The organism is Pseudoxanthomonas sp. CF385, assembly GCF_900104255.1.
In the GTDB taxonomy this organism is placed as follows: domain Bacteria; phylum Pseudomonadota; class Gammaproteobacteria; order Xanthomonadales; family Xanthomonadaceae; genus Pseudoxanthomonas_A.
Genome location: NZ_FNKZ01000002.1, coordinates 308675 through 327467 on the forward strand (window position 1 = coordinate 308675; position 18793 = coordinate 327467).

Sequence of the window (18793 nt, forward strand, 5' to 3'; positions counted from 1 at the left end):
GGCGGGGAGAACCGGAAATCACTGCACCGATCAAGAAGCCGCACGGAGCGCCGGAACGCAAACGGCCACCCGAGGGTGGCCGTTCGTGCACCGCATTCAGCCGGATGTTACTCGGCAGCGGCAGCCAGGCGCGCGGCCTTGGCGGCGGCGTTGGCGGCCAGGTCTTCCTTGATGCGGGCAGCCTTGCCTTCCAGGTCGCGCAGGTAATACAGCTTGCCGGCGCGGACCTTGCCGCGGCGCTTCACTTCGACCGAGTCGATGGTGGCGCTGTGGGTCTGGAACACGCGCTCGACGCCGTAGCCGTGCGAGATCTTGCGCACGGTGAAGGCGGAGTTCAGGCCGGCGTTCTTCTTGGCGATGACGACGCCTTCGTACGCCTGCACGCGCTCGCGATTGCCTTCCTTCACCTTCACGTTGACGACGACCGTGTCACCGGGGCCGAACGCGGGCAGCTCGCGCGTGATCTGGGAGGCTTCGAATTCCTGGAGGAGCTTGCTCATGTTGGCACCAATGCTTGTATGCGTGATCGTGTCTTGCGACAGCGGAAACTGATGCAGTCGCCGAATTGCGCTGCACGATATTGTTATGGGGTCCGGGGGCGAGAACCGCCCAAGGGTCGCGCATTCTACCGGATTTCCCGCCCGGGTGGCTACCCTGCCCCGTCCCGGTCGGCCAGCCCGGCCCGGAAGGCCTCCAGCAGGGCCCGGTCGGCCTTGGACAGGCCGGCCTCGTCCAACAGGTCCGGTCGCCTCAGCCAGGTCCGGCCCAGGGCCTGCTGGCGCCGCCAGCGCGCGATGGCCGCGTGGTCGCCGGAGCGCAGGACGGCCGGCACGTCGCCCAGCAGATGGCTCGACGGCTGGGTGTAGTGCGGGCAATCCAGCAGGCCGTCGCCCTCGAAACTGTCCTGGACCGCGGAGTCCGCGTCGTTCAGCGCGCCCTCCTGCAGGCGGCCGACGGCGTCGATGACCACGGCCGCCGCCAGCTCGCCGCCGGACAGCACGTAGTCGCCGATCGACAGCTCCTCGTCGACCTCGGCCTCAAGGAAGCGCTCGTCCACGCCCTCGTAGCGCCCACACAGCAGGATCATGCGTGGGAGGGCGGCCAGTTCGCGCGCCTTCTTCTGGGTCAGCGGCGCGCCCTGCGGGCTCATGTAGATCACCGGCGCCGGGGCCGGATCCGCGGCGCGCACCGCCGCCAGGCAGGCCTGCAGCGGTTCGATCAGCATCACCATGCCGGGGCCGCCGCCGAACGGGCGGTCGTCCACGCGGCGGTACCCGCCGGTGGCGTAGTCACGCGGATTCCAGCCATGCAGCGAGAGCAGCCCGCGTTCCTGCGCACGCCCGACCACGCCCACGGCCGCGGCCTGGGCGATGAAGTCGGGAAACAGGGTCATGACGTCGATGCGCATGGCGATCGGCTGCAGCTCGGTGGGAAAACAGGGTAACCGCCGCGACAGGCGACGGCGAGGCGCTTAGAACTCGGGGTCCCAGTCCACCGTGACCACACCCGCTTCGAAATCCACCGAGCGGACGAAATCGGGTTCGACGAAGGGAATCAGCCGTTCGCGGTCGCCGCGTGCGACCAGCACGTCGTTTGCGCCGGTGGAAAACAGATGCGAAACGGTGCCGAAGTCGGTGCCGTCGCTATTCATCACGCGCAGACCTTCCAGATCGACCCAATAGAACTCGCCGGGTTGCGGCGGCGGCAGCGCCGAACGCGGCACGTGGATCTCGGTGCCGTGCAGCGCCTCGACCGCTTCGCGGTCCTCGACATCGGGCAGCGTCGCGACGAGGTGCTTGCCGGACGCCTTGCCGCGCACCCCGGTGAGCGCGCGCTCAGCGCCACGCGCATCGCGCAGCGTCCACGGCTGGTAGCGGAAGATGGCGTCGCGCGGCTCGGTCCAGGATTCGATCTTCACCTGGCCGCGCACACCAAAAGCGCCCAGGAACCTGCCCAGCAGAATCATCTTCTGCGGATCGGTCGGGCGCTCTTGGCTCATGCGAAAAGGCCGCGCGCGAAGCGCGGCCGGACCACTCAGGCCGCCGGAGCGGACTTGGTGGCTTCCTTGTACAGGTTGCGGACCTTCTCGGTCAGCTGGGCGCCGTTGCCGACCCAATGATCGACGCGCGCGATGTCGAGTTCGACACGCTTTTCGTTACCGGCGGCGACCGGGTTGTAGTAACCCACGCGCTCGATGTTGCGGCCGTCGCGCGCGCTGCGCGAGTCGGTGACGATGATGTGGTAGAACGGACGCTTCTTCGCGCCGCCGCGGGTGAGACGGATCTTGACCATGGTGTTTTCCAGTGTTGCCCAGTCGCCAGAATGGCGAGGTAAGCCGGCTATTCTAAGCCATTGAATCGGTCAGGAAAACCCACCCGGGGTCTTCAGCCTCCCCGGTCAGGCCAGCGGCTCCCAGAGCGAGGCCTCCCACGCCCCTGCCATCCGTGCCATCAGGGCAGTATCAATGCCCCATGCGACAGCGTCGACGCCCACCACCGGCTGTAACCCACTGGCGTTGCAGGCAAAAGCGGCCTTGAATCGCCCGAGGTCATCCTGCTGGACCGGTGTCGACCGCTGCGGCACCCCGGCCCGGGTCAGGGCGCCCTGCAGTAGCCGTTCAGCCGTGCCCCGCAGGGCCGGCCCCTCGGGCCAGGTAACGGCGTCGCCATCCCACAGGCCGAGGTTCCAGATCGAGCCCTCCACGACCTGCCCCGCCGGATCGACGAACAGCGCATCGTCGAACCCGTCCGCCAACGCCTGCCGGCGGTAGTGGAACAGCGGGAACGTGCCCACGTGCTTGAACTGCGGCAGCGGGCGCACGAACGGGTAAGTCTTCACGCGCAGCGCCGGCTTCTCCGTCGCGGCGGGCGGCGACAGCGTGACCAGGACATCCGGCGTCACGGCGCGCGCCGGATCGCGGTAGTCGAAGTGCATGGAAAACACGGTGATGCGCACGGACGCGTCACGCAGGCCGGCCGAGTCCAGCGCATGCGCCGCCTGCCGCAGGGCCGCAGCGCCCTCGAGCGCGGTGCCGAACAGCGCCTGGGTGGCGTCTTCGAGTCGCTGGATGTGCAAGTCGCGGCCCTGCACCGCGCCGTCGCGCACCTGCATCGAGGTGAAGTGGCCGTAGTTGGCCAGCGCCAGCGCGCGCAACGCATCCGCGAGGGCGGGTTCACCGTTGAGGAAAGCGAGGGTCATACCGCCGGATCTCCGCTTCAATCAAATGTGGGAGCGACGTAAGTCGCGATGAACGGAGGCAAGATCGCGACTTACGTCGCTCCCACAACAAGCGAAAGCATCAGCGGAACGGCATGCCGCCGCGGCCGCCCATCATGCCCTTCATGTTGCGCATCAGGCCCTTCATCCCGCCGCCGGCCAGCTTGCCCATCATTTTTTCCATCTGCTGATACTGCTTCATCAGCTTGTTGACGTCGGCCGGCGTCAGGCCTGCGCCCTTGGCGATGCGGGAGCGGCGCGAACCATTGAGCAGCGCCGGATTGCGGCGCTCCTTCTTCGTCATCGAGTTGATAATGGCGATCATGCGCGGCACTTCCTTGCCCTGCTGCACCTGCTGCTTCACGTGCTCGGGGATCTGGCCCATGCCGGGCAGCTTGTCCATCAGGCCGCCGATGCCGCCCATGTTCTGCATCTGCTCCAGCTGGTCGCGCATGTCGTTGAGGTCGAACTTCTTGCCCTTGATGACCTTCGCGGCCAGCTTCTCGGCCTTCTCGCGATCGACGCTCTGCTCCACCTGCTCGACCAGAGAAAGCACGTCGCCCATGTCGAGGATGCGGTTGGCCACGCGCTCGGGGTGGAACACATCCAGACCGTCGGGCTTTTCGCCGACGCCGATGAACTTGATCGGCTTGCCGGTGATGTAGCGCACCGACAACGCCGCGCCGCCGCGCGCATCGCCGTCGGTCTTGGTCAGCACCACGCCGGTCAGCGGCAGCGCTTCGCTGAAGGCCTTGGCGGTATTGGCGGCGTCCTGGCCGGTCATCGCGTCGACGACGAACAGCGTCTCCACCGGCTTGACCGCCGCGTGCAGCGCCTTGATCTCGGCCATCATGGCCTCGTCGATCGCCAGGCGGCCGGCGGTATCGACCAGCAGCACGTCGACGAAGGACTTGCGCGCATCGTCGATGGCGGCGCGGACGATGTCTTCCGGCTTCTGGCCGGCGTCGGACGGGAAGAACAGCACGTCCACCTGCTGGGCCAACGTCTTCAGCTGCTCGATCGCGGCCGGGCGGTAGACGTCCGCGCTGACCACCATGACCTTCCTCTTGCGCTTCTCGCGCAGGTGTTTGGCCAGCTTGCCGACGGTGGTGGTCTTGCCGGCACCCTGTAGGCCGGCCATCAGGATGACGGCGGGCGCGGGCACGTTGAGGTTCAGGTCGCTGGCCTGCGAGCCCATCACCGCCGTCAGCTCGTCGCGGACCACCTTGATCAGCGCCTGGCCCGGCGTCAGCGACTTCAGCACTTCCTGGCCCACGGCGCGCACCTTGATGCGCTCGATCAGCGCCTGCACCACCGGCAGGGCGACGTCGGCCTCCAGCAGGGCGATGCGGACCTCGCGGGTGGCCTCGCGGATGTTCTCCTCGCTCAGGCGGCCACGGCCGCGCAGGCGTTCGATGGTGCCGGAGAGTCGCTGGGTCAGGGATTCGAACATGGAAGCAGGCACGCCAGGGGAAAACGGAGGGCGATTATAGCGGCCCCGGTCTTCCGCCTCCGTTCCGTGCACGCTCGGGCCGCCCACGCCCCTGCGCCGGCCCTGCCCGCTGTGCGACACTCACCGGATGACAGTCATTCTCATCGCCATTGCGCTCTATCTGCTGGCCGCCGGCCTGCTGGTCCGGTCCGTGGCCCGCGATACGGGCGAAACCTCGCGCCCCTGGCTGTGGCCGGCACTGGGCGCGGTGGTGCTGCACGGGGCCTACCACCTGCTGGTGGCCTGGCGCACGCCGGGCGGCCCGGACATGCATTTCTTCGCCGCGCTCTCGCTGGTGGCACTGGGCATGGCGGCGATGACACTGCTGGTCGCGATCCAGGGCCGGATGGCGGCACTGGGCGTGGTGGCGTTTCCGCTGGCGGCCGCACTGCTGGCGGCCTACCACGTCTATGGCCACCAGGCCTCCAGCGGCCTGGACTGGCGTCTGCAGCTGCACGCCTGGCTCGCCCTGCTGGCCTATGCCGCGTTGGCGATCGCCGCGCTGCTGGCGGTGATGCTGTGGGCGCAGGAACGCGCCCTGCGCCGGCGCGAATTCCACTTCTGGCTGCGCGCCCTGCCCCCGCTGACGGAACTGGAAGACCTGCTGTTCCGCACGATTACGGTCGGCTTCATCCTGCTGACCGCCACGCTGCTGACCGGGGTGCTGTTCGTCGAGAACTTCTTGATCCAGAAGCTCACCCACAAGACCGTGCTCAGCGTACTGTCGTGGCTGGTCTTCGGTGGCCTGCTGGTAGGCCGCTGGCGCTACGGCTGGCGCGGCGCCAAGGCCGTGCACTGGACCCTCACCGCGATGGCGCTGTTGCTGCTGGCGTTCTTCGGCAGCAAGTTCGTCTATGAAATGGTGTTGAGGCGCTCCTAAGCGCCGCCCTACTCCGCTGCCGCCTCCAGCGCCTGCGACAGCCGCTCCACCGACACGACTTCCAGGCCCTTGAACGTGCCCGACTTCGGCGCGTTGCCCTTGGGCACGATGGCGCGCTTGAAGCCGTGCGTGGCCGCTTCGCGCAGGCGCTCCTCGCCGTTGGGCACGGGGCGGATCTCGCCGGACAAGCCTACTTCGCCGAAGGCGATGGTCTTCTCGGCCAGCGGGCGGTCGCGCAGCGAGGACAGCACGGCCAGCAGCACCGGCAGGTCGGCCGCGGTTTCCTGCACGCGGATGCCGCCGACGACATTCACGAACACGTCCTGGTCGCCCACCACCACGCCGCCGTGCCGGTGCAGCACGGCCAGCAGCATGGCCAGGCGGTTTTGCTCCAGGCCCACCGCCACGCGGCGCGGGTTGGACAGCGGTGAGCTGTCCACCAGTGCCTGCACTTCTACCAGCAGCGGGCGCGTGCCCTCGCGGGTGACCATCACGCAGCTGCCGGGCTGCTGGACGCTGCCGGACAGGAAGATCGCCGACGGGTTGGGCACTTCCTTCAGGCCCTTCTCGCCCATCGCGAATACGCCCAATTCGTTCACCGCGCCAAAGCGGTTCTTGAAGGCACGCAGCACGCGGAACCGGCTGCCGCTCTCGCCTTCGAAATACAGCACCGCGTCGACCATGTGCTCGAGCACGCGCGGGCCGGCGATGCCGCCCTCCTTGGTCACGTGGCCCACCAGGAACACGGCCGTGCCGGTTTCCTTGGCGTAGCGCACCAGGCGCGCGGCGCTCTCGCGTACCTGGCTGACCGAACCCGGCGCGGCGGTCAGGGATTCGGTCCACAGGGTCTGCACGGAGTCGGCGACGATCAGTTTCGGCCGCGCCACCGAGGCGTGCTGCAGGATGGCCTCGATACCGGTCTCGGCCAGGGCCTGCAGGTTGTCCAGCGGCAGATCCAGGCGCACGGCACGGCCGGCGACCTGGGCCAGTGATTCCTCGCCGGTCACGTACAGGGCCGGCAGGCTGGCCGACATCCGGGCGAGGGCCTGCAGCAGCAGCGTCGACTTGCCGATGCCCGGGTCGCCGCCCACCAGCACCACGGCCCCCTCCACCAGGCCGCCGCCCAGCACGCGGTCGAATTCGCCGATGCCGGTAGTCACGCGCGCCTCTTCGCTGTGGCGCACGTCCTTCAGGGCGGTGATCTTGGGGGTCTCGGCCTTGCCGGCCCAGCCCGAGCGGCGGGCGGCGGCGGGAGCGCCGGCGGCGGTCTCCAGCACGATCTCGCTGAGGGAGTTCCACGCCCCGCAGTCGGCGCACTGGCCCTGCCACTTGCTGTGCTCGGCCCCGCATTCGGTGCAGACGTAGGCGGTACGGGACTTGGCGGAGGTCTTGGCCACGGGGAACCTGTCGGGACGGCGAGCGGCTACTGTATCGGGCGGCCGTCTCCGGGGGCGAGACCCGGAAAAAACAAAGCCCCGCCGAAGCGGGGCTTTGTCACACCTGGTGCCGGAAATAGGAATCGAACCTACGACCTACGCATTACGAATGCGCCGCTCTACCAACTGAGCTATTCCGGCGGAGCCGCGAATTTTAGGGGTTGGGCGGGGGCGGGTCAATGTGGGTTTTCGAAGGCATGCAGTTGGCACAGGAGGATGGCATGGCGGCCCTTACTCCCCGTCCACCGGAGGCGAGACGTAGGCGGGCGCCTGCTCGACCCAATCCGGGGCGCAGTCCAGGCACACATTGCGCTTGTCAGCCGCGGTGAGCCCATCTGCGACTGCCGGGATCGTAGCGAAGGCAGACACTGCCGTTCGACGTCTGCGTGAAGTCGATATCCAACGTCTGCGCCTGCTGCCCCTTGCTACGCAGCGTGGCTTGATGGCGAGCCTTGATGTCAATGAAAACCGCAAGGTGCGAAGCGGCATCGAGCGGCAATACTTCCTTATCGTTGACTTGCAAGGTGATGTCGCCCTCCCTTGCCTCCGCAGGCAAGCCCTGTCCGGACAGGCACAGCATGCCGTCGTTTTCGGTGATGGGCCGTGAAGCCCATGCAGACATGGACACCCCCCACAAGGCGATAATCAAAACGACCTTTGCGATGGCCATACCCTTTCTCCTGTACCAATCGAAAATCAGATGCGGCTTTGCCCGACTACGGGCACAACCCATGCTGCTTCGCCAGCGCGGCCTTCTCCGGCTCCGTCTTCGCCAGGTAGTCGCAGACCAGGCTCTTGCCGTAATCGGATGAGACCTGGTTCGCCTCGGCCGAATTGATGTAGGCGATGGTCTTCTTGAAGCAGGGCGCTTCGAACATCGCGGCGATGGCGTCCTTCTTCGGCGGGGGCAGCTTTTCAAGCTCCGAGAGCAGGTCGTCGAGCGTGGCGACCCGGCGGGCGGCGTCGGCCAGGTCGGTCCCGCTCTCGGACGCGATCAATGCCGCGCAGTGCTCGGCTTCCTGTGGCGTAAGCAGGCGGGACAACGGCACGTCGAGGCGCGCCGCCAGTGCGTTGACATCGAACGCGGCGATCGAGCCTTCCATCATCGCCTTCTCCGCGGGCTCGGTGGGCATCTGCTCGCGCATCGACTGCAGGATCACCTCATGCCCGCGGAACACCTCGAACAGATACGTCACCAACTTCGCGGACCCGGAGGCGGGTGCCGTCTGGGCCGCCACGGCGCCACACAGCAGGAGCAGCAGCGCGGCTCCCGCCGCCATCGTCGAACGCTTCATTCATTTCCCCTGGAATCATCTGGCCTGGGTCGCCCGGCCCGCAGGCCGCCGTCCCCTTGCACCCACGGCGCCCGACACGACGCGCCTTCCCCTGGATGTGGGTCGATCTTAGGTGGGACGGAGGCCGTCGAAAAGGTCACCGCGGCGCCGGACGCGGACACGATGCCGTCACTGGCACTCTCAACGCGCGGCGGGTGAGGCGGTCGAAGGCGTGGCTTTCAGCTCACGCCAAGCGGCGCGCAGCACGCGCGACGAGGAACGCAGGAACATCACCAGCAGCGCAGCCGCGATCAGCAAATCGGGCCAGCCCGCCCCGAACAGCCACACCAGCGCGGCAGCCAGCAGCACGGCGCCGCCTTCGAAGATGTCGTTGCGCGAGCATTCCCAGGCCGAAGCCATGTTGACGTCGCCCGTGCGGTGTGGCGTGAGCAACCACAGGCACACGGCATTGGCCGCCAGGTTAAGCGCCGCGGCGATGCCCATGCCTTCGAACATCGGCACCGCGGGGTTGGCCAGCCGCCAGGCGATCTGCGCACCCACCGCCACGGCCGCGCCCAGGATCAGCAGGCCCTTGAAGAAGGCGACTTTCGCCTTGGCCCGCATCGACGCGCCCACCACCGCCAGGCTGATCGCATACGTCAGCGCGTCACCGAGGTTGTCGAGGCTGCCCGACAGCAGCGAGGACGAGTGCGAGTACCACGCCGCGAACGCCATCATCGCGAAGGTGGCGACATTGATGGCAAGGACGACGCTCAGCACACGGCGCTGCTTCGCCTGCAGCGCGGCGACATCGACCACTTTCCCGCATCCGCAGCATTCCGACATGACGATCCCGATCAGATGATGGCGTGAGTCGCTGCCGGATGCTGCCCGTGCCGGGTGTCAGCTGACCAGCTGCAGCCGCAGTTCCTTGGGCAGCGCGAAGACCATGTTCTCCGGTTCGCCGTCCAGTTCACTGACGCCACCGGCACCGAGGTCGCGCAGGCGCTGGATGACGCCGTCGATCAGCACGTCCGGCGCGGAGGCGCCGGCGGTCACGCCGATGCGCTGCTTGCCTTCGACCCAGCGCGGGTCGATCTCGTGCGCGCCGTCGATCAGGTACGACTCCACGCCATCGCGCTCGGCCAGCTCGCGCAGGCGGTTGGAGTTGGAGCTGTTCGGCGAACCGACCACCAGCACCAGATCGCACTGCTTGGCCAGGTCGCGCACGGCGTCCTGGCGGTTCTGCGTGGCGTAGCAGATGTCGTCGTTCTTCGGCCCATGGATGGCCGGGAACCGCGCCTGCAACGCCTGGATGATGCCGACCGTATCGTCCACCGACAGCGTGGTCTGGGTGGTGTAGAACAGGTTCTCGGGCTGGCTGACCTCCAGCGTGGCGACCTGGTCGATGTCCTCCACCAGATAGATCCGCCCTTCCCCGCCCTCGCGGTTCCACTGCCCCATCGTGCCTTCCACCTCGGGGTGGCCGGCGTGGCCGATCAGCACCACGTCACGACCGGCGCGGCAGTGGCGCGCCACTTCCAGGTGCACCTTGGTGACCAGCGGGCACGTGGCGTCGAAGACTTTGAGACCGCGCCGGGTGGCTTCGCCGCGCACGGCCTGCGAAACGCCGTGGGCGCTGAAGATGACGGTGGCGCCGTCCGGCACTTCGTCCAGTTCTTCGACGAAGATCGCGCCGCGCTGCTTCAGGTCGTCGACGACGAAGCGGTTGTGCACCACTTCATGGCGCACATAGATCGGCGCGCCCAGTGTTTCGATGGCGCGCTTGACGATCTCGATGGCGCGGTCGACACCGGCGCAGAAACCACGGGGATTGGCTAGCAGGACGTCCATAGGACCGAATTCTACCGAAGGCGGGAACGGGGGGAGATGAACCGGCATCCGCAGACGGACCCGCCCGGCACCTTAGCCCCTCGCCCGCGTGCGGGAGAGGGGAACGGGGTGAGGGCCGGCCGCCGCGATGCCACCCGGCTCAATCGCGCTTCTTCTTGCCGTCGAACAGCCCGAACAGGGCGATGCCGATGGCGCCGCCCACCACCGCGCAATCGGCGATGTTGAACGCGGGCCAGAAGTGGCCGCGCCAGTGCCACTGGATGAAATCGATCACATGGCCGTGGATCTGGCGATCGATGACGTTGCCCAGCGCGCCACCGATCACCAGGGCGTACGGCAGCGCCTGGCGCCAGTCGGCGCGACGCGTGCGCGACAGCCAGAAGCCCAGCAGACCGCTGATGCCCACGGCCAGCACGGTGAAGAACCAGCGCTGCCAGCCGCCGGCGTCGGCCAGGAAGCTGAACGCCGCGCCGGTGTTGTAGGTGCGGTACCAGTTCCAGAAGCCGTCGATCACCGGGATGGCGGTGTATTCCGGTAGCGACGCCAGCACCCAGGCCTTGGACCACTGGTCCAGGCCGATGACCACCGCCGACAGCAGCAGCCAGAGGAGCGCGTTGGGCTTGGGGGCGGCCGCCATCAGAACCACTCCCGGGTTTCGCCGTCGCCGTCGATGTTGCTGACGCAGCGGCCACAGAGTTCCGGATGCTCGGCATGCGCACCGACGTCGGCGCGGTAGTGCCAGCACCGCACACACTTGGCCTTGGTGGTCGGCGTGGCGAGCACGAAGACCTCGTCGGCACTGACTTCGGAGACGGTGACGTCGCCGCTGATGAAGAAGAACCGCAGTTCCTCCGCAAGCGGCCGCCACTTCGCGGCGGTGGCGGCGTTCACCGAGACGGCTATCTCGGCTTCCAGCGCAGCGCCGATCAGACCGTTGGCGCGCATCGGCTCCAGCACCTTGGCGACCTGCTCGCGCAGGGCCAGCAACTGGTCGAAGTCGGCCGCGTTCAACGCGGCGTCCGCCGGCAGCGGGGCCAGGCCGTCGTACCAGGTGGCGAACAGCACGTTGTCCGTGCGCTCGCCCGGCAAGTAGCCCCACATTTCATCGGCGGTGAAGCTCAGCACCGGCGCGATCCAGCGCACGAAGGCCTCGGCGATCAGGTACATCGCGCTCTGCGCACTGCGGCGCCCGCGCGAATCCTCGCGCATGGTGTACAGACGGTCCTTGGTGACGTCCAGGTACAGCGAACCGAGGTCGACGCTGCAGAAGTTCAGCAGCGCCTGCACGATCTCGGCGAAATCGTAACGGTCGTACGCCGCCTTGATCTTCTCCTGCACCTCGTAGGCGCGATGCACGATCCAGCGGTCCAGCGCGACCATGTCGGCCGGCGCCACCAGGTCGCGCGCAGGCTCGAAGCCGTTGAGGTTGCTGAGCAGGAAGCGCGCGGTGTTGCGCAGGCGACGGTAGGCGTCGGCATTGCGCTTCAGGATTTCCTGCGACAGCGACATCTCGTTGCTGTAGTCGGCGCTGGCGATCCACAGGCGCAGTATGTCCGCGCCGAGGGTCTTCATGATGTCCTGCGGCTCGATGCCATTGCCCAGCGACTTGGACATCTTGCGCCCGTGCTCGTCCACGGTGAACCCGTGAGTGAGGCACTGCTTGTACGGCGCCTTCTTGTCGATCGCCACGCCGGTCAGCAGCGAGGACTGGAACCAGCCACGGTGCTGGTCCGAGCCTTCCAGATAGAGATCGGCCGGCTTGCCCAAGCCGCGCTCCAGCAGCACGCCTTCGTGGGTGACGCCGGAATCGAACCAGACATCGAGGATGTCGGTGATCTTGTCGTAGTCCTTGGCTTCATCACCCAGCAGCTCGGCCGCGTCCAGCGTGTACCAGACGTCGACGCCGCCCTGCTCCACGCGGTCGGCCACGGCGCGCATCAGCTCGACGCTGCGCGGATGCGGCTCGCCGGTTTCGCGATGCACGAACAGCGCGATCGGCACACCCCAGGTGCGCTGGCGCGAGATGGTCCAGTCCGGACGGCCGTCGACCATGCCGGCAATGCGGGCTTCGCCCCACTGCGGGAACCAGCCGACCTGCTTGATCGCTTCCAGCGCGTCGGCGCGCAGGTGGGCCTGCTCCATCGAGATGAACCACTGCGGCGTGGCGCGGAACGCGATGGGCGTCTTGTGCCGCCAGCAGTGCGGGTAGCTGTGTTCCAGCTTGCTGAAGGCGAGCAGCGCGCCGCTCTGCTTCAGCACATCGATGATGACGTCGTTCGCCTTCCAGATATGCAGACCGGCCAGCTCCACGCCATGCGCAGCCGGCGTGGACGGCAGGTAGACGCCCCGGCCGTCGACCGGGTTGATCTGCGCGGCGGTGTATTTGTCCAACAGGCCGTATTGCTTGCTGACGACGTAGTCTTCCTGGCCGTGGCCGGGCGCGGTGTGCACGGCGCCGGTACCGTCTTCGGCCGACACGTGGTCGCCGAGCAGCACGGGGATGTCGCGCGTGTCGTAGAACGGATGCGCGAACAGCAGGCCTTCCAGCGCACTGCCATTCACCCGTGCATGCACCACCAGGTCGGTGACGCCGTAGCGCTGCAGCGCGCGAGCGGCCAGCGCATCGGCCAGCACCAGCCAGCGGCGCTTGCCATCGTGCGCGGGACCTTCGACCAGGGCATATTCGAGCTCGCCGCCAATGGAGATCGCCAGCGAGGCAGGCAGCGTCCATGGCGTGGTGGTCCAGATCGGCAACGCGACCTCGACATCGCCGGGCACGGCGGCGCCGAACGCGTTCGCCACCGCCTGCGCGTCGCGCGCGGCGTAAGCCACGTCCACCGCCGGCGACACCTTGTCGGCGTACTCTATCTCCGCCTCGGCCAGCGCCGAGCCGCAGTCGAAGCACCAGTGCACCGGCTTCACGCCACGGGTCAGGTGGCCGTTGGCGACGATCTTGGCCAGCGCACGGATCTCGTTCGCTTCGAAGCGGAAATCGAGCGTCTTGTACGGGTTGTCCCAGTCGCCGATCACGCCCAGGCGCTTGAAGTCCTTGCGCTGGATGTCGATCTGCGACTCGGCGTATTCGCGGCATTTCTGCCGGAACTCGACCGCATCGAGCTTCACCCCAACCTTGCCGTACTTCTTCTCGATGGCGATCTCGATCGGCAGGCCATGGCAATCCCAGCCCGGGATGTAGGGCGCATCGAAGCCGGCCAGATAGCGCGACTTGACGATGATGTCCTTCAGGATCTTGTTGACCGCATGGCCCAGGTGGATCGCGCCGTTGGCGTACGGCGGGCCGTCGTGCAGCACGAACAGCGGGCGGCCCTTGGCGTTGTCGCGCAACTGCGCGTACAGGCCCTGGCTTTCCCAGCGGGCCAGCGTGTCCGGCTCGCGCTTGGGCAGGTCGCCGCGCATCGGGAAATCCGTGGCGGGCAGATGGAGGGTGGCTTTGTAATCTTGGGTCACGGGCGTGATCAACGTGCGGCTTCTGTTGGAGAGTCCGCACAGGGATGTGCGGGCTTTTGCTCAGGGACGAGCAATACGCCGCGCGCCTGATCGGCATCGCGGTGCATCTGCTCGGTGAGGCTGGGCAGATCGGGGAATTTCAGTTCGTCGCGCAGCTTGGCGACGAATTCGACTTCGATATGGCGCCCGTAGAGGTCGCCGGCGAAATCGAACAGATGGGCTTCCAGCAACGGCTCGACGCCATCGACCGTGGGGCGTGTGCCGAAACTGGAGACCGACGCCCACGGGGCATCGCCCACGCCGTGCACCCAGGTGGCGTAGATGCCGGACAGGGCCGGCGTCTTCGGGAAGCGAAGGTTGGCGGTGGGAAACCCGAGCGTGCGGCCGAGCTGCTTGCCGCGCACCACCCGGCCGCCGATGGCGTAAGGCCGCCCGAGCAGCCGGGTGGTCGTGGTGAAGTCGCCGCCCTTGAGGGCTTCGCGGATGCGCGTGCTGGAGACGCGTTCGCCATGCACTTCGACCGGCGGGATCGCGTCGGCGCTGAAGCCGAGTTCGCTGCCCATCGTCTGGAGTAGCGCGACATCACCGCCGCGGCGATGGCCGAAGCGGAACTCCGGACCGATCCAGACTTCGCGGGCGGCCAGGCGGCCGACCAGCAGGGTGCGGACGAAATCCTCGGCGGACATCGCCGAGAGCTTCGCATCGAAGCGCAGCAACCCGACGCGGTCGGCGCCCAGCTCCAACAGGCCTTCGACCTTGGCGCGGGCCAGGGTCAGCCGCGGCGGCGGATGGTCCTTGGAGAAGAATTCGCGCGGCAAAGGCTCGAAGGTCACCACCACGCAGTCGACGCCCAGCGCCCGGGCACGCGCGACGGCATGCCGCACCAGCGCGCGGTGGCCCGAGTGAAGGCCATCGAAGGCGCCGATGCAGACCACGCTACCGTGCGGGCTCAGAAGCCCGCCATCGACGTCACGGAACAGCCTGCTCATGGAATCCTGTCGGGGCGGATCGGCCGGTGCGGGCGATCCGGGAGGGATGCAATAACTTTGAAGTATAGCCGGGCGTGCCGGCCCTCAATGGCCACGCAGGTCTCGGGGACGGATGCCCTGCACCCACAGCAGGCCGGCATACAGCGCGCCCCCCGCGCCCACCATCACCGCCAGGCGCCAGCCACGGTCCCACCAGGCCCACGGGGTCCAGTCCGGCCAGAGCACGCGGAAGGCCAACACCACCAGCGTCATCGCCACCGTCGCCACGCCGATCTGGCGGAGGAACCGGCCCCAGCCGGGCTGCCGCCGGTACACGCCCGCCTTGCGTAGCAGCCAAGCCAGCTGCAGCGCATTCACCCAGCCGGCCACCGCAATGGCCAGCGCCAGCAGCGCATGCGCGCCCTGCACTTGGCCCAGGGCCTGCTTCAGGTCGCCGCCCGTGGCCTGCAGGGCCTGCCGGCCCGGCTCGGTGCCGTAAAGCATCGCGGCGAAGAACAGCAGGGTGCACAGCGCATTCGTCAGGACCGCCACCACGGCCGCCTTCACGGGCGTGCGGGTGTCTTGACGCGAGTAGAACGCCGGCGCCAACACCTTCACCAGCAGGAAGGCCGGTACGGCGATGGACTGCGCCATCAGGCTCCAACTGGCCATCTGCACGTCGGTGGCGTCGAACTTGCCGTACTGGAACAGCGTGGCCAGCAGCGGCTGCGCACACAGGATCAGCCCGGCGCAGGCGGGCAGGCCGATCAGCAGGCAGAGGCGGAAACCCCAGTCCAGGCCTTTCGAGTACCCCTCAGGATCGGTCTCGGCATGGCGGCTGGACAGATGCGGCAGGATCACCGTGCCGATCGCCACGCCGAACATCCCCAGCGGGAACTCCAGCAGGCGGTCGCTGTAGTACAGCCAGCTGACGCTGCCGCTGATGAGCAGCGCCGCCACCCACGTATTGAGCAGCAGGTTGAACTGGGCCACCGATGAGCCGAACAGCGTGGGCACCATCAGGGTCAGGATCTTGCGGACGCCGGCATGGGCGAAGTCCAGCCTCGGGCGCGGCAGCAGGCCCAGGCGGGCCAGCGACGGCAGCTGGAAGCCCAACTGGAGCACGCCCGCGGCGAACACGCCCCAGCCCAGCACCATCACCGAGTAGTCCATCAGCGGCGCCAGCCCGACGGCGGCGGCGATCATGGACAGGTTCATCAGCACCGGCGACAGCGCGGGGATGGCGAACCGCTGGTAGCTGTTGAGGATGCCGCCCGCCAGCGATGCCAGCGAGATGAACAAGGCATAGGGGAAGGTGATCCGCAGCAGGTCGGTCAGCACCTGCATCTGCGCGGCGTCGAAGTTCGGCGCGATCAGGCGGGCGATCTGCGGAGCCAGCAGGATCACGATGGCGGTCAGCACCAGCAGTGCCGCGGCCAGAGTGCCGGTGACCCGGTCGATCAGGGCCTTGACCTCCTCCGGGCTCCGGGTGGCCTTGTACTCGGCCAAAACCGGGACGAAGGCCATCGAGAACGAGCCTTCGGCCGACAGCCGGCGCATGAAGTTCGGGATCCTGAACGCCACGAAGAAGGCATCCATCATCCCGCCCGCACCGAACACATGGGCGTAGACTTGATCCCGGACCAGTCCCGAGAGCCGGGACAAGAAGGTCATGGAGCTGAAGATGGCGGCGGAGCGCAGGAGCTTCCCGCTCATCGGGGCCGATCCCCCGACAGAATCGCCAGCTTGACGCAACCCATTGAATGCCCCATAATTTCCGGCTCGATTATCCGTCTTCCGTTCAACCCCTGAATTCTCTCAGGTATTCACCAGGAATCCCACTGTGGCCAATATCAAGTCCGCCAAGAAGCGCGCCAAGCAGACCGTCGTGCGCAATGCGCGCAATGCCGGTCAGCGTTCGATGCTGCGCACCGCCGTCAAGAAAGTCCTCAAGGCCCTCGACGCCAACGACGCCGCCGGTGCCCAGGCTGCGTTCGTCTCGGCCCAGCCGATCCTCGATCGCCTGAGCTCGCGCGGCCTGATCCACCGCAACAAGGCCGCTCGCCACAAGAGCCGCCTGAACGCCCGCATCAAGGCGCTGCAAGCCGCCTGATCCAGCGGTACACGGACGCGAAGACACGAAACCCGCCGGAAGGCGGGTTTCTTTTTGCCTGCCCGCCGCCAGACCCTGCGCAAGCGGGGGATAAGGAAAACCCGCCTTCCGGCGGGTTCCTGGGTCAGCCTCGGGCGGCCTCGTCCGCCTCTTCACGCTGGCGGTCGAAGAAGGCCATCACGTCCTTCATGATCGGCCAGGTGCCTTCGCGCGAGATGGCCGAGACCTGGTACCACGGCTGGGTCCAGCCCAGCTCGGCGATGATCTGCTCCGCGCGCTCCTTGGCCTCGTCCTCGAACATCAGGTCGGCCTTGTTGAGCACCAGCCAGCGCGGCTTCTGCAGCAACTCTGGGTCGTGCTTCTCGAGCTCGCGCTCGATTGCGCGCACCTGCTCGACCGGATCGATGCCTTCCACGCCACCCTCCATCGGCGCCATGTCCACCAGGTGCAGCAGGATGCGCGTGCGCTGCAGGTGGCGGAGGAACTGCGCACCGAGGCCGGCGCCATCGGCGGCGCCTTCGATCAGGCCCGGGATGTCGGCGATGACGAAGCTGCGGTGCGCCTCGACGCTGACCACGCCCAGGTTCGGGTAAAGCGTGGTGAACGGGTAGTCGGCCACCTTGGGCGTCGCGGCCGAGACGGCGCGGATGAAGGTGCTCTTGCCCGCGTTCGGGAAGCCCAGCAGGCCGACGTCCGCCAGCAGCTTGAGCTCCAGCTTCAGCAGGCGTTCCTCGCCTTCCTCGCCCGGCGTCGCCTTGCGGGGCGCGCGGGTGATGGAGCTCTTGAAATGCATGTTGCCCAGGCCACCCTTGCCGCCCTTGGCCACCAGCAGGCGGTCGCCGTGCTGGGTGAGGTCGCCGATCACCTCGTCGGTGCTGACGTTGGTGACCACGGTGCCGACCGGGACAGTGATGGTGAGGTCTTCGCCGGCCTTGCCGTACATCTGCCGGCCCATGCCGTTCTCGCCCCGCTGGGCGCGGAACGTCGTCTGGTGGCGGAAGTCGACCAGGGTGTTGAGGTTCTCGTCGGCGAGCAGCCAGACGCTGCCGCCACCGCCGCCATCGCCACCATCGGGGCCGCCCAGCGGAATGAACTTCTCGCGGCGGAAGCCCACGCAGCCGTTGCCGCCATTGCCGGCGGTGACCAGGATTTCAGCTTCGTCTACGAGTTTCATGGCAAAGGGTTCGTTTCAATCGATGGGTTGCGGGATGCGCGGGACGTCAATGCCCCGCAAACGAAAAGCCCCGCACGCGGCGGGGCCCTTCGCGACGCGTGTGCGCGAAGCCTCAGGCTTCCGCCACCACGCTGACGGTGCGGCGCTTCTTGGCGCCCTTGACCGAGAACTCGACCTTGCCGTCGACCAGCGCGAACAGCGTGTGGTCGCGACCCAGGCCGACGCCCGGACCCGGGTGGAACTGGGTGCCGCGCTGGCGGATGATGATGTTGCCCGCATCGATCGCCTGACCACCGAAGACCTTGACGCCCAGCATCTTCGGATTGGAGTCGCGGCCGTTGCGCGAGGAACCTACGCCCTTTTTGTGTGCCATGACTGCTTCTCCTTACTTCGTGATGCCGGTGATTTCGATTTCGGTGTAGTGCTGCCGATGACCCTGGCGCTTCATGTGGTGCTTGCGGCGGCGGAACTTGATGATGCGGACCTTGTCGGCGCGGCCATGGCCGACGACCTTGGCGGTCACGCTGGCGCCCTTCAGGGCGTCGCCCAGGCTGATGGTTTCGCCATCGCCCAGCATCAGGATGTTGTCGAAGGTGATCTCGTTGCCGGCTTCGGCCTCGAGCTTCTCGACGCGGAGCGTCTCGCCCTTCATCACGCGGTATTGCTTACCGCCAGTGACTACGACTGCGTACATGTGGATTCCTTGGTTTCTGTAGTTATTTTCTGGAGCCTGCCTGCCATCGAGGGCGGACAGAAGCGGAATTGTAGTGGATTCATGCGGTTAGGGTCAACCACCCCCTCCTTCCGGCCACTCTGTACCGATTGCGGACAGAATCCGCCCTCGGGGCCGCCGCATAGTGCCCGGCTGCGGCAACCACCGCGCCCTCCAGCCCTTGGGAATCATGCACTTGCCCACAT

At 67.4% G+C, this 18793-nt stretch carries 20 protein-coding genes and 1 tRNA gene; 2 read left to right on the top strand and 19 right to left on the bottom strand.

The window, feature by feature from the left end:
* Positions 1-107: 107 nt before the first annotated feature.
* The 6 genes from rplS to ffh form a co-directional block, all read right to left on the bottom strand.
* Positions 108-500 carry a 50S ribosomal protein L19 gene (gene rplS / locus BLT45_RS11635; protein ID WP_093299937.1) on the bottom strand — a complete coding sequence of 131 codons (393 nt, stop codon included), beginning with the start codon at positions 498-500 and terminating at the stop codon, positions 108-110.
* Between the two features lie 149 nt (positions 501-649).
* On the bottom strand, positions 650-1408 hold the full coding sequence (trmD, locus tag BLT45_RS11640) for a tRNA (guanosine(37)-N1)-methyltransferase TrmD (protein WP_093299940.1): 759 nt from the start codon (positions 1406-1408) through the stop codon (positions 650-652).
* 63 nt (positions 1409-1471) lie between these two features.
* Complete coding sequence (rimM, locus tag BLT45_RS11645; RefSeq protein WP_093299941.1) at positions 1472-1999, bottom strand: ribosome maturation factor RimM; 528 nt, start codon at positions 1997-1999, stop codon at positions 1472-1474.
* 35 nt (positions 2000-2034) lie between these two features.
* Positions 2035-2292 (bottom strand): 30S ribosomal protein S16, encoded by a 258-nt coding sequence (gene rpsP, locus BLT45_RS11650; RefSeq protein ID WP_056878379.1) that lies wholly within the window; start codon positions 2290-2292, stop codon positions 2035-2037.
* Between the two features lie 105 nt (positions 2293-2397).
* On the bottom strand, positions 2398-3198 hold the full coding sequence (locus BLT45_RS11655) for an aminotransferase class IV family protein (RefSeq protein ID WP_093299943.1): 801 nt from the start codon (positions 3196-3198) through the stop codon (positions 2398-2400).
* 100 nt (positions 3199-3298) lie between these two features.
* A complete protein-coding gene (gene ffh, locus BLT45_RS11660) occupies positions 3299-4669 on the bottom strand; it encodes a signal recognition particle protein (protein ID WP_093299946.1) in 1371 nt (456 codons plus the stop codon).
* Positions 4670-4796: 127 nt separating this feature from the next.
* Between ffh and ccsA the strand changes: the two genes are divergently transcribed.
* Positions 4797-5588, top strand: coding sequence for a cytochrome C assembly family protein (gene ccsA / locus BLT45_RS11665; RefSeq protein WP_093299949.1), 792 nt, complete (start codon positions 4797-4799; stop codon positions 5586-5588).
* Between the two features lie 8 nt (positions 5589-5596).
* Here ccsA and radA read toward each other — a convergent pair whose 3' ends face one another.
* The 10 genes from radA to murJ all read right to left on the bottom strand — a co-directional run bounded on the left by radA (position 5597) and on the right by murJ (position 16304).
* On the bottom strand, positions 5597-6985 hold the full coding sequence (gene radA, locus BLT45_RS11670; protein ID WP_093299952.1) for a DNA repair protein RadA: 1389 nt from the start codon (positions 6983-6985) through the stop codon (positions 5597-5599).
* Between the two features lie 104 nt (positions 6986-7089).
* Positions 7090-7165, bottom strand: a tRNA-Thr gene (locus BLT45_RS11675).
* 175 nt (positions 7166-7340) lie between these two features.
* Positions 7341-7694 carry a hypothetical protein gene (locus tag BLT45_RS11680; RefSeq protein WP_093299955.1) on the bottom strand — a complete coding sequence of 118 codons (354 nt, stop codon included), beginning with the start codon at positions 7692-7694 and terminating at the stop codon, positions 7341-7343.
* A gap of 46 nt (positions 7695-7740) precedes the next feature.
* Positions 7741-8319 (bottom strand): hypothetical protein, encoded by a 579-nt coding sequence (locus BLT45_RS11685; RefSeq protein ID WP_093299958.1) that lies wholly within the window; start codon positions 8317-8319, stop codon positions 7741-7743.
* Between the two features lie 180 nt (positions 8320-8499).
* The gene (locus BLT45_RS11690) at positions 8500-9144 is read right to left on the bottom strand and encodes a cation efflux transmembrane domain-containing protein (RefSeq protein ID WP_093299961.1); all 645 of its coding nucleotides are present in this window, start codon (positions 9142-9144) and stop codon (positions 8500-8502) included.
* 57 nt (positions 9145-9201) lie between these two features.
* Positions 9202-10152, bottom strand: coding sequence for a 4-hydroxy-3-methylbut-2-enyl diphosphate reductase (gene ispH / locus BLT45_RS11695; protein ID WP_093299964.1), 951 nt, complete (start codon positions 10150-10152; stop codon positions 9202-9204).
* Between the two features lie 139 nt (positions 10153-10291).
* Positions 10292-10789 (bottom strand): signal peptidase II, encoded by a 498-nt coding sequence (lspA, locus tag BLT45_RS11700; RefSeq protein ID WP_093299967.1) that lies wholly within the window; start codon positions 10787-10789, stop codon positions 10292-10294.
* Entirely contained in the window at positions 10789-13620 is a 2832-nt protein-coding gene (gene ileS / locus BLT45_RS11705; protein ID WP_093301979.1) for an isoleucine--tRNA ligase, read from the bottom strand. Before ileS ends, lspA begins: the two co-directional genes overlap by 1 nt.
* Before the next feature lie 8 nt (positions 13621-13628).
* A complete protein-coding gene (locus BLT45_RS11710) occupies positions 13629-14609 on the bottom strand; it encodes a bifunctional riboflavin kinase/FAD synthetase (RefSeq protein ID WP_093299970.1) in 981 nt (326 codons plus the stop codon).
* Positions 14610-14693: 84 nt separating this feature from the next.
* The gene (gene murJ / locus BLT45_RS11715) at positions 14694-16304 is read right to left on the bottom strand and encodes a murein biosynthesis integral membrane protein MurJ (protein WP_093299973.1); all 1611 of its coding nucleotides are present in this window, start codon (positions 16302-16304) and stop codon (positions 14694-14696) included.
* Positions 16305-16431: 127 nt separating this feature from the next.
* Between murJ and rpsT the strand changes: the two genes are divergently transcribed.
* Positions 16432-16701, top strand: a complete 270-nt coding sequence (rpsT, locus tag BLT45_RS11720) for a 30S ribosomal protein S20 (RefSeq protein WP_055935648.1) — start codon at positions 16432-16434, stop codon at positions 16699-16701.
* A 124-nt stretch (positions 16702-16825) separates the two neighbouring features.
* Here the strand turns inward: rpsT and cgtA are convergent, their stop codons facing one another.
* The 3 genes from cgtA to rplU form a co-directional block, all read right to left on the bottom strand.
* Positions 16826-17875 carry an Obg family GTPase CgtA gene (gene cgtA / locus BLT45_RS11725; RefSeq protein WP_093299975.1) on the bottom strand — a complete coding sequence of 350 codons (1050 nt, stop codon included), beginning with the start codon at positions 17873-17875 and terminating at the stop codon, positions 16826-16828.
* Between the two features lie 112 nt (positions 17876-17987).
* Positions 17988-18248: a 50S ribosomal protein L27 gene (gene rpmA / locus BLT45_RS11730; RefSeq protein WP_062355042.1), complete on the bottom strand. Its 261-nt coding sequence runs from the start codon at positions 18246-18248 to the stop codon at positions 17988-17990.
* Between the two features lie 12 nt (positions 18249-18260).
* On the bottom strand, positions 18261-18569 hold the full coding sequence (rplU, locus tag BLT45_RS11735; RefSeq protein WP_062355039.1) for a 50S ribosomal protein L21: 309 nt from the start codon (positions 18567-18569) through the stop codon (positions 18261-18263).
* Between the last annotated feature and the right edge of the window lie 224 nt (positions 18570-18793).

Coding starts and splice junctions, on each gene's coding strand:
- BLT45_RS11680 (WP_093299955.1), bottom strand. CDS start 7,694: ATGGCCATCGCAAAGGTCGTTTTGATTATCGCCTTGTGGGGGGTGTCC.
- ffh (WP_093299946.1), bottom strand. CDS start 4,669: ATGTTCGAATCCCTGACCCAGCGACTCTCCGGCACCATCGAACGCCTG.
- rplS (WP_093299937.1), bottom strand. CDS start 500: ATGAGCAAGCTCCTCCAGGAATTCGAAGCCTCCCAGATCACGCGCGAG.
- lspA (WP_093299967.1), bottom strand. CDS start 10,789: ATGGCGGCCGCCCCCAAGCCCAACGCGCTCCTCTGGCTGCTGCTGTCG.
- rplU (WP_062355039.1), bottom strand. CDS start 18,569: ATGTACGCAGTCGTAGTCACTGGCGGTAAGCAATACCGCGTGATGAAG.
- ispH (WP_093299964.1), bottom strand. CDS start 10,152: ATGGACGTCCTGCTAGCCAATCCCCGTGGTTTCTGCGCCGGTGTCGAC.
- BLT45_RS11685 (WP_093299958.1), bottom strand. CDS start 8,319: ATGAAGCGTTCGACGATGGCGGCGGGAGCCGCGCTGCTGCTCCTGCTG.
- BLT45_RS11690 (WP_093299961.1), bottom strand. CDS start 9,144: ATGTCGGAATGCTGCGGATGCGGGAAAGTGGTCGATGTCGCCGCGCTG.
- BLT45_RS11710 (WP_093299970.1), bottom strand. CDS start 14,609: ATGAGCAGGCTGTTCCGTGACGTCGATGGCGGGCTTCTGAGCCCGCAC.
- cgtA (WP_093299975.1), bottom strand. CDS start 17,875: ATGAAACTCGTAGACGAAGCTGAAATCCTGGTCACCGCCGGCAATGGC.
- rpmA (WP_062355042.1), bottom strand. CDS start 18,248: ATGGCACACAAAAAGGGCGTAGGTTCCTCGCGCAACGGCCGCGACTCC.
- BLT45_RS11655 (WP_093299943.1), bottom strand. CDS start 3,198: ATGACCCTCGCTTTCCTCAACGGTGAACCCGCCCTCGCGGATGCGTTG.
- trmD (WP_093299940.1), bottom strand. CDS start 1,408: ATGCGCATCGACGTCATGACCCTGTTTCCCGACTTCATCGCCCAGGCC.
- murJ (WP_093299973.1), bottom strand. CDS start 16,304: ATGAGCGGGAAGCTCCTGCGCTCCGCCGCCATCTTCAGCTCCATGACC.
- rimM (WP_093299941.1), bottom strand. CDS start 1,999: ATGAGCCAAGAGCGCCCGACCGATCCGCAGAAGATGATTCTGCTGGGC.
- ccsA (WP_093299949.1), top strand. CDS start 4,797: ATGACAGTCATTCTCATCGCCATTGCGCTCTATCTGCTGGCCGCCGGC.
- rpsP (WP_056878379.1), bottom strand. CDS start 2,292: ATGGTCAAGATCCGTCTCACCCGCGGCGGCGCGAAGAAGCGTCCGTTC.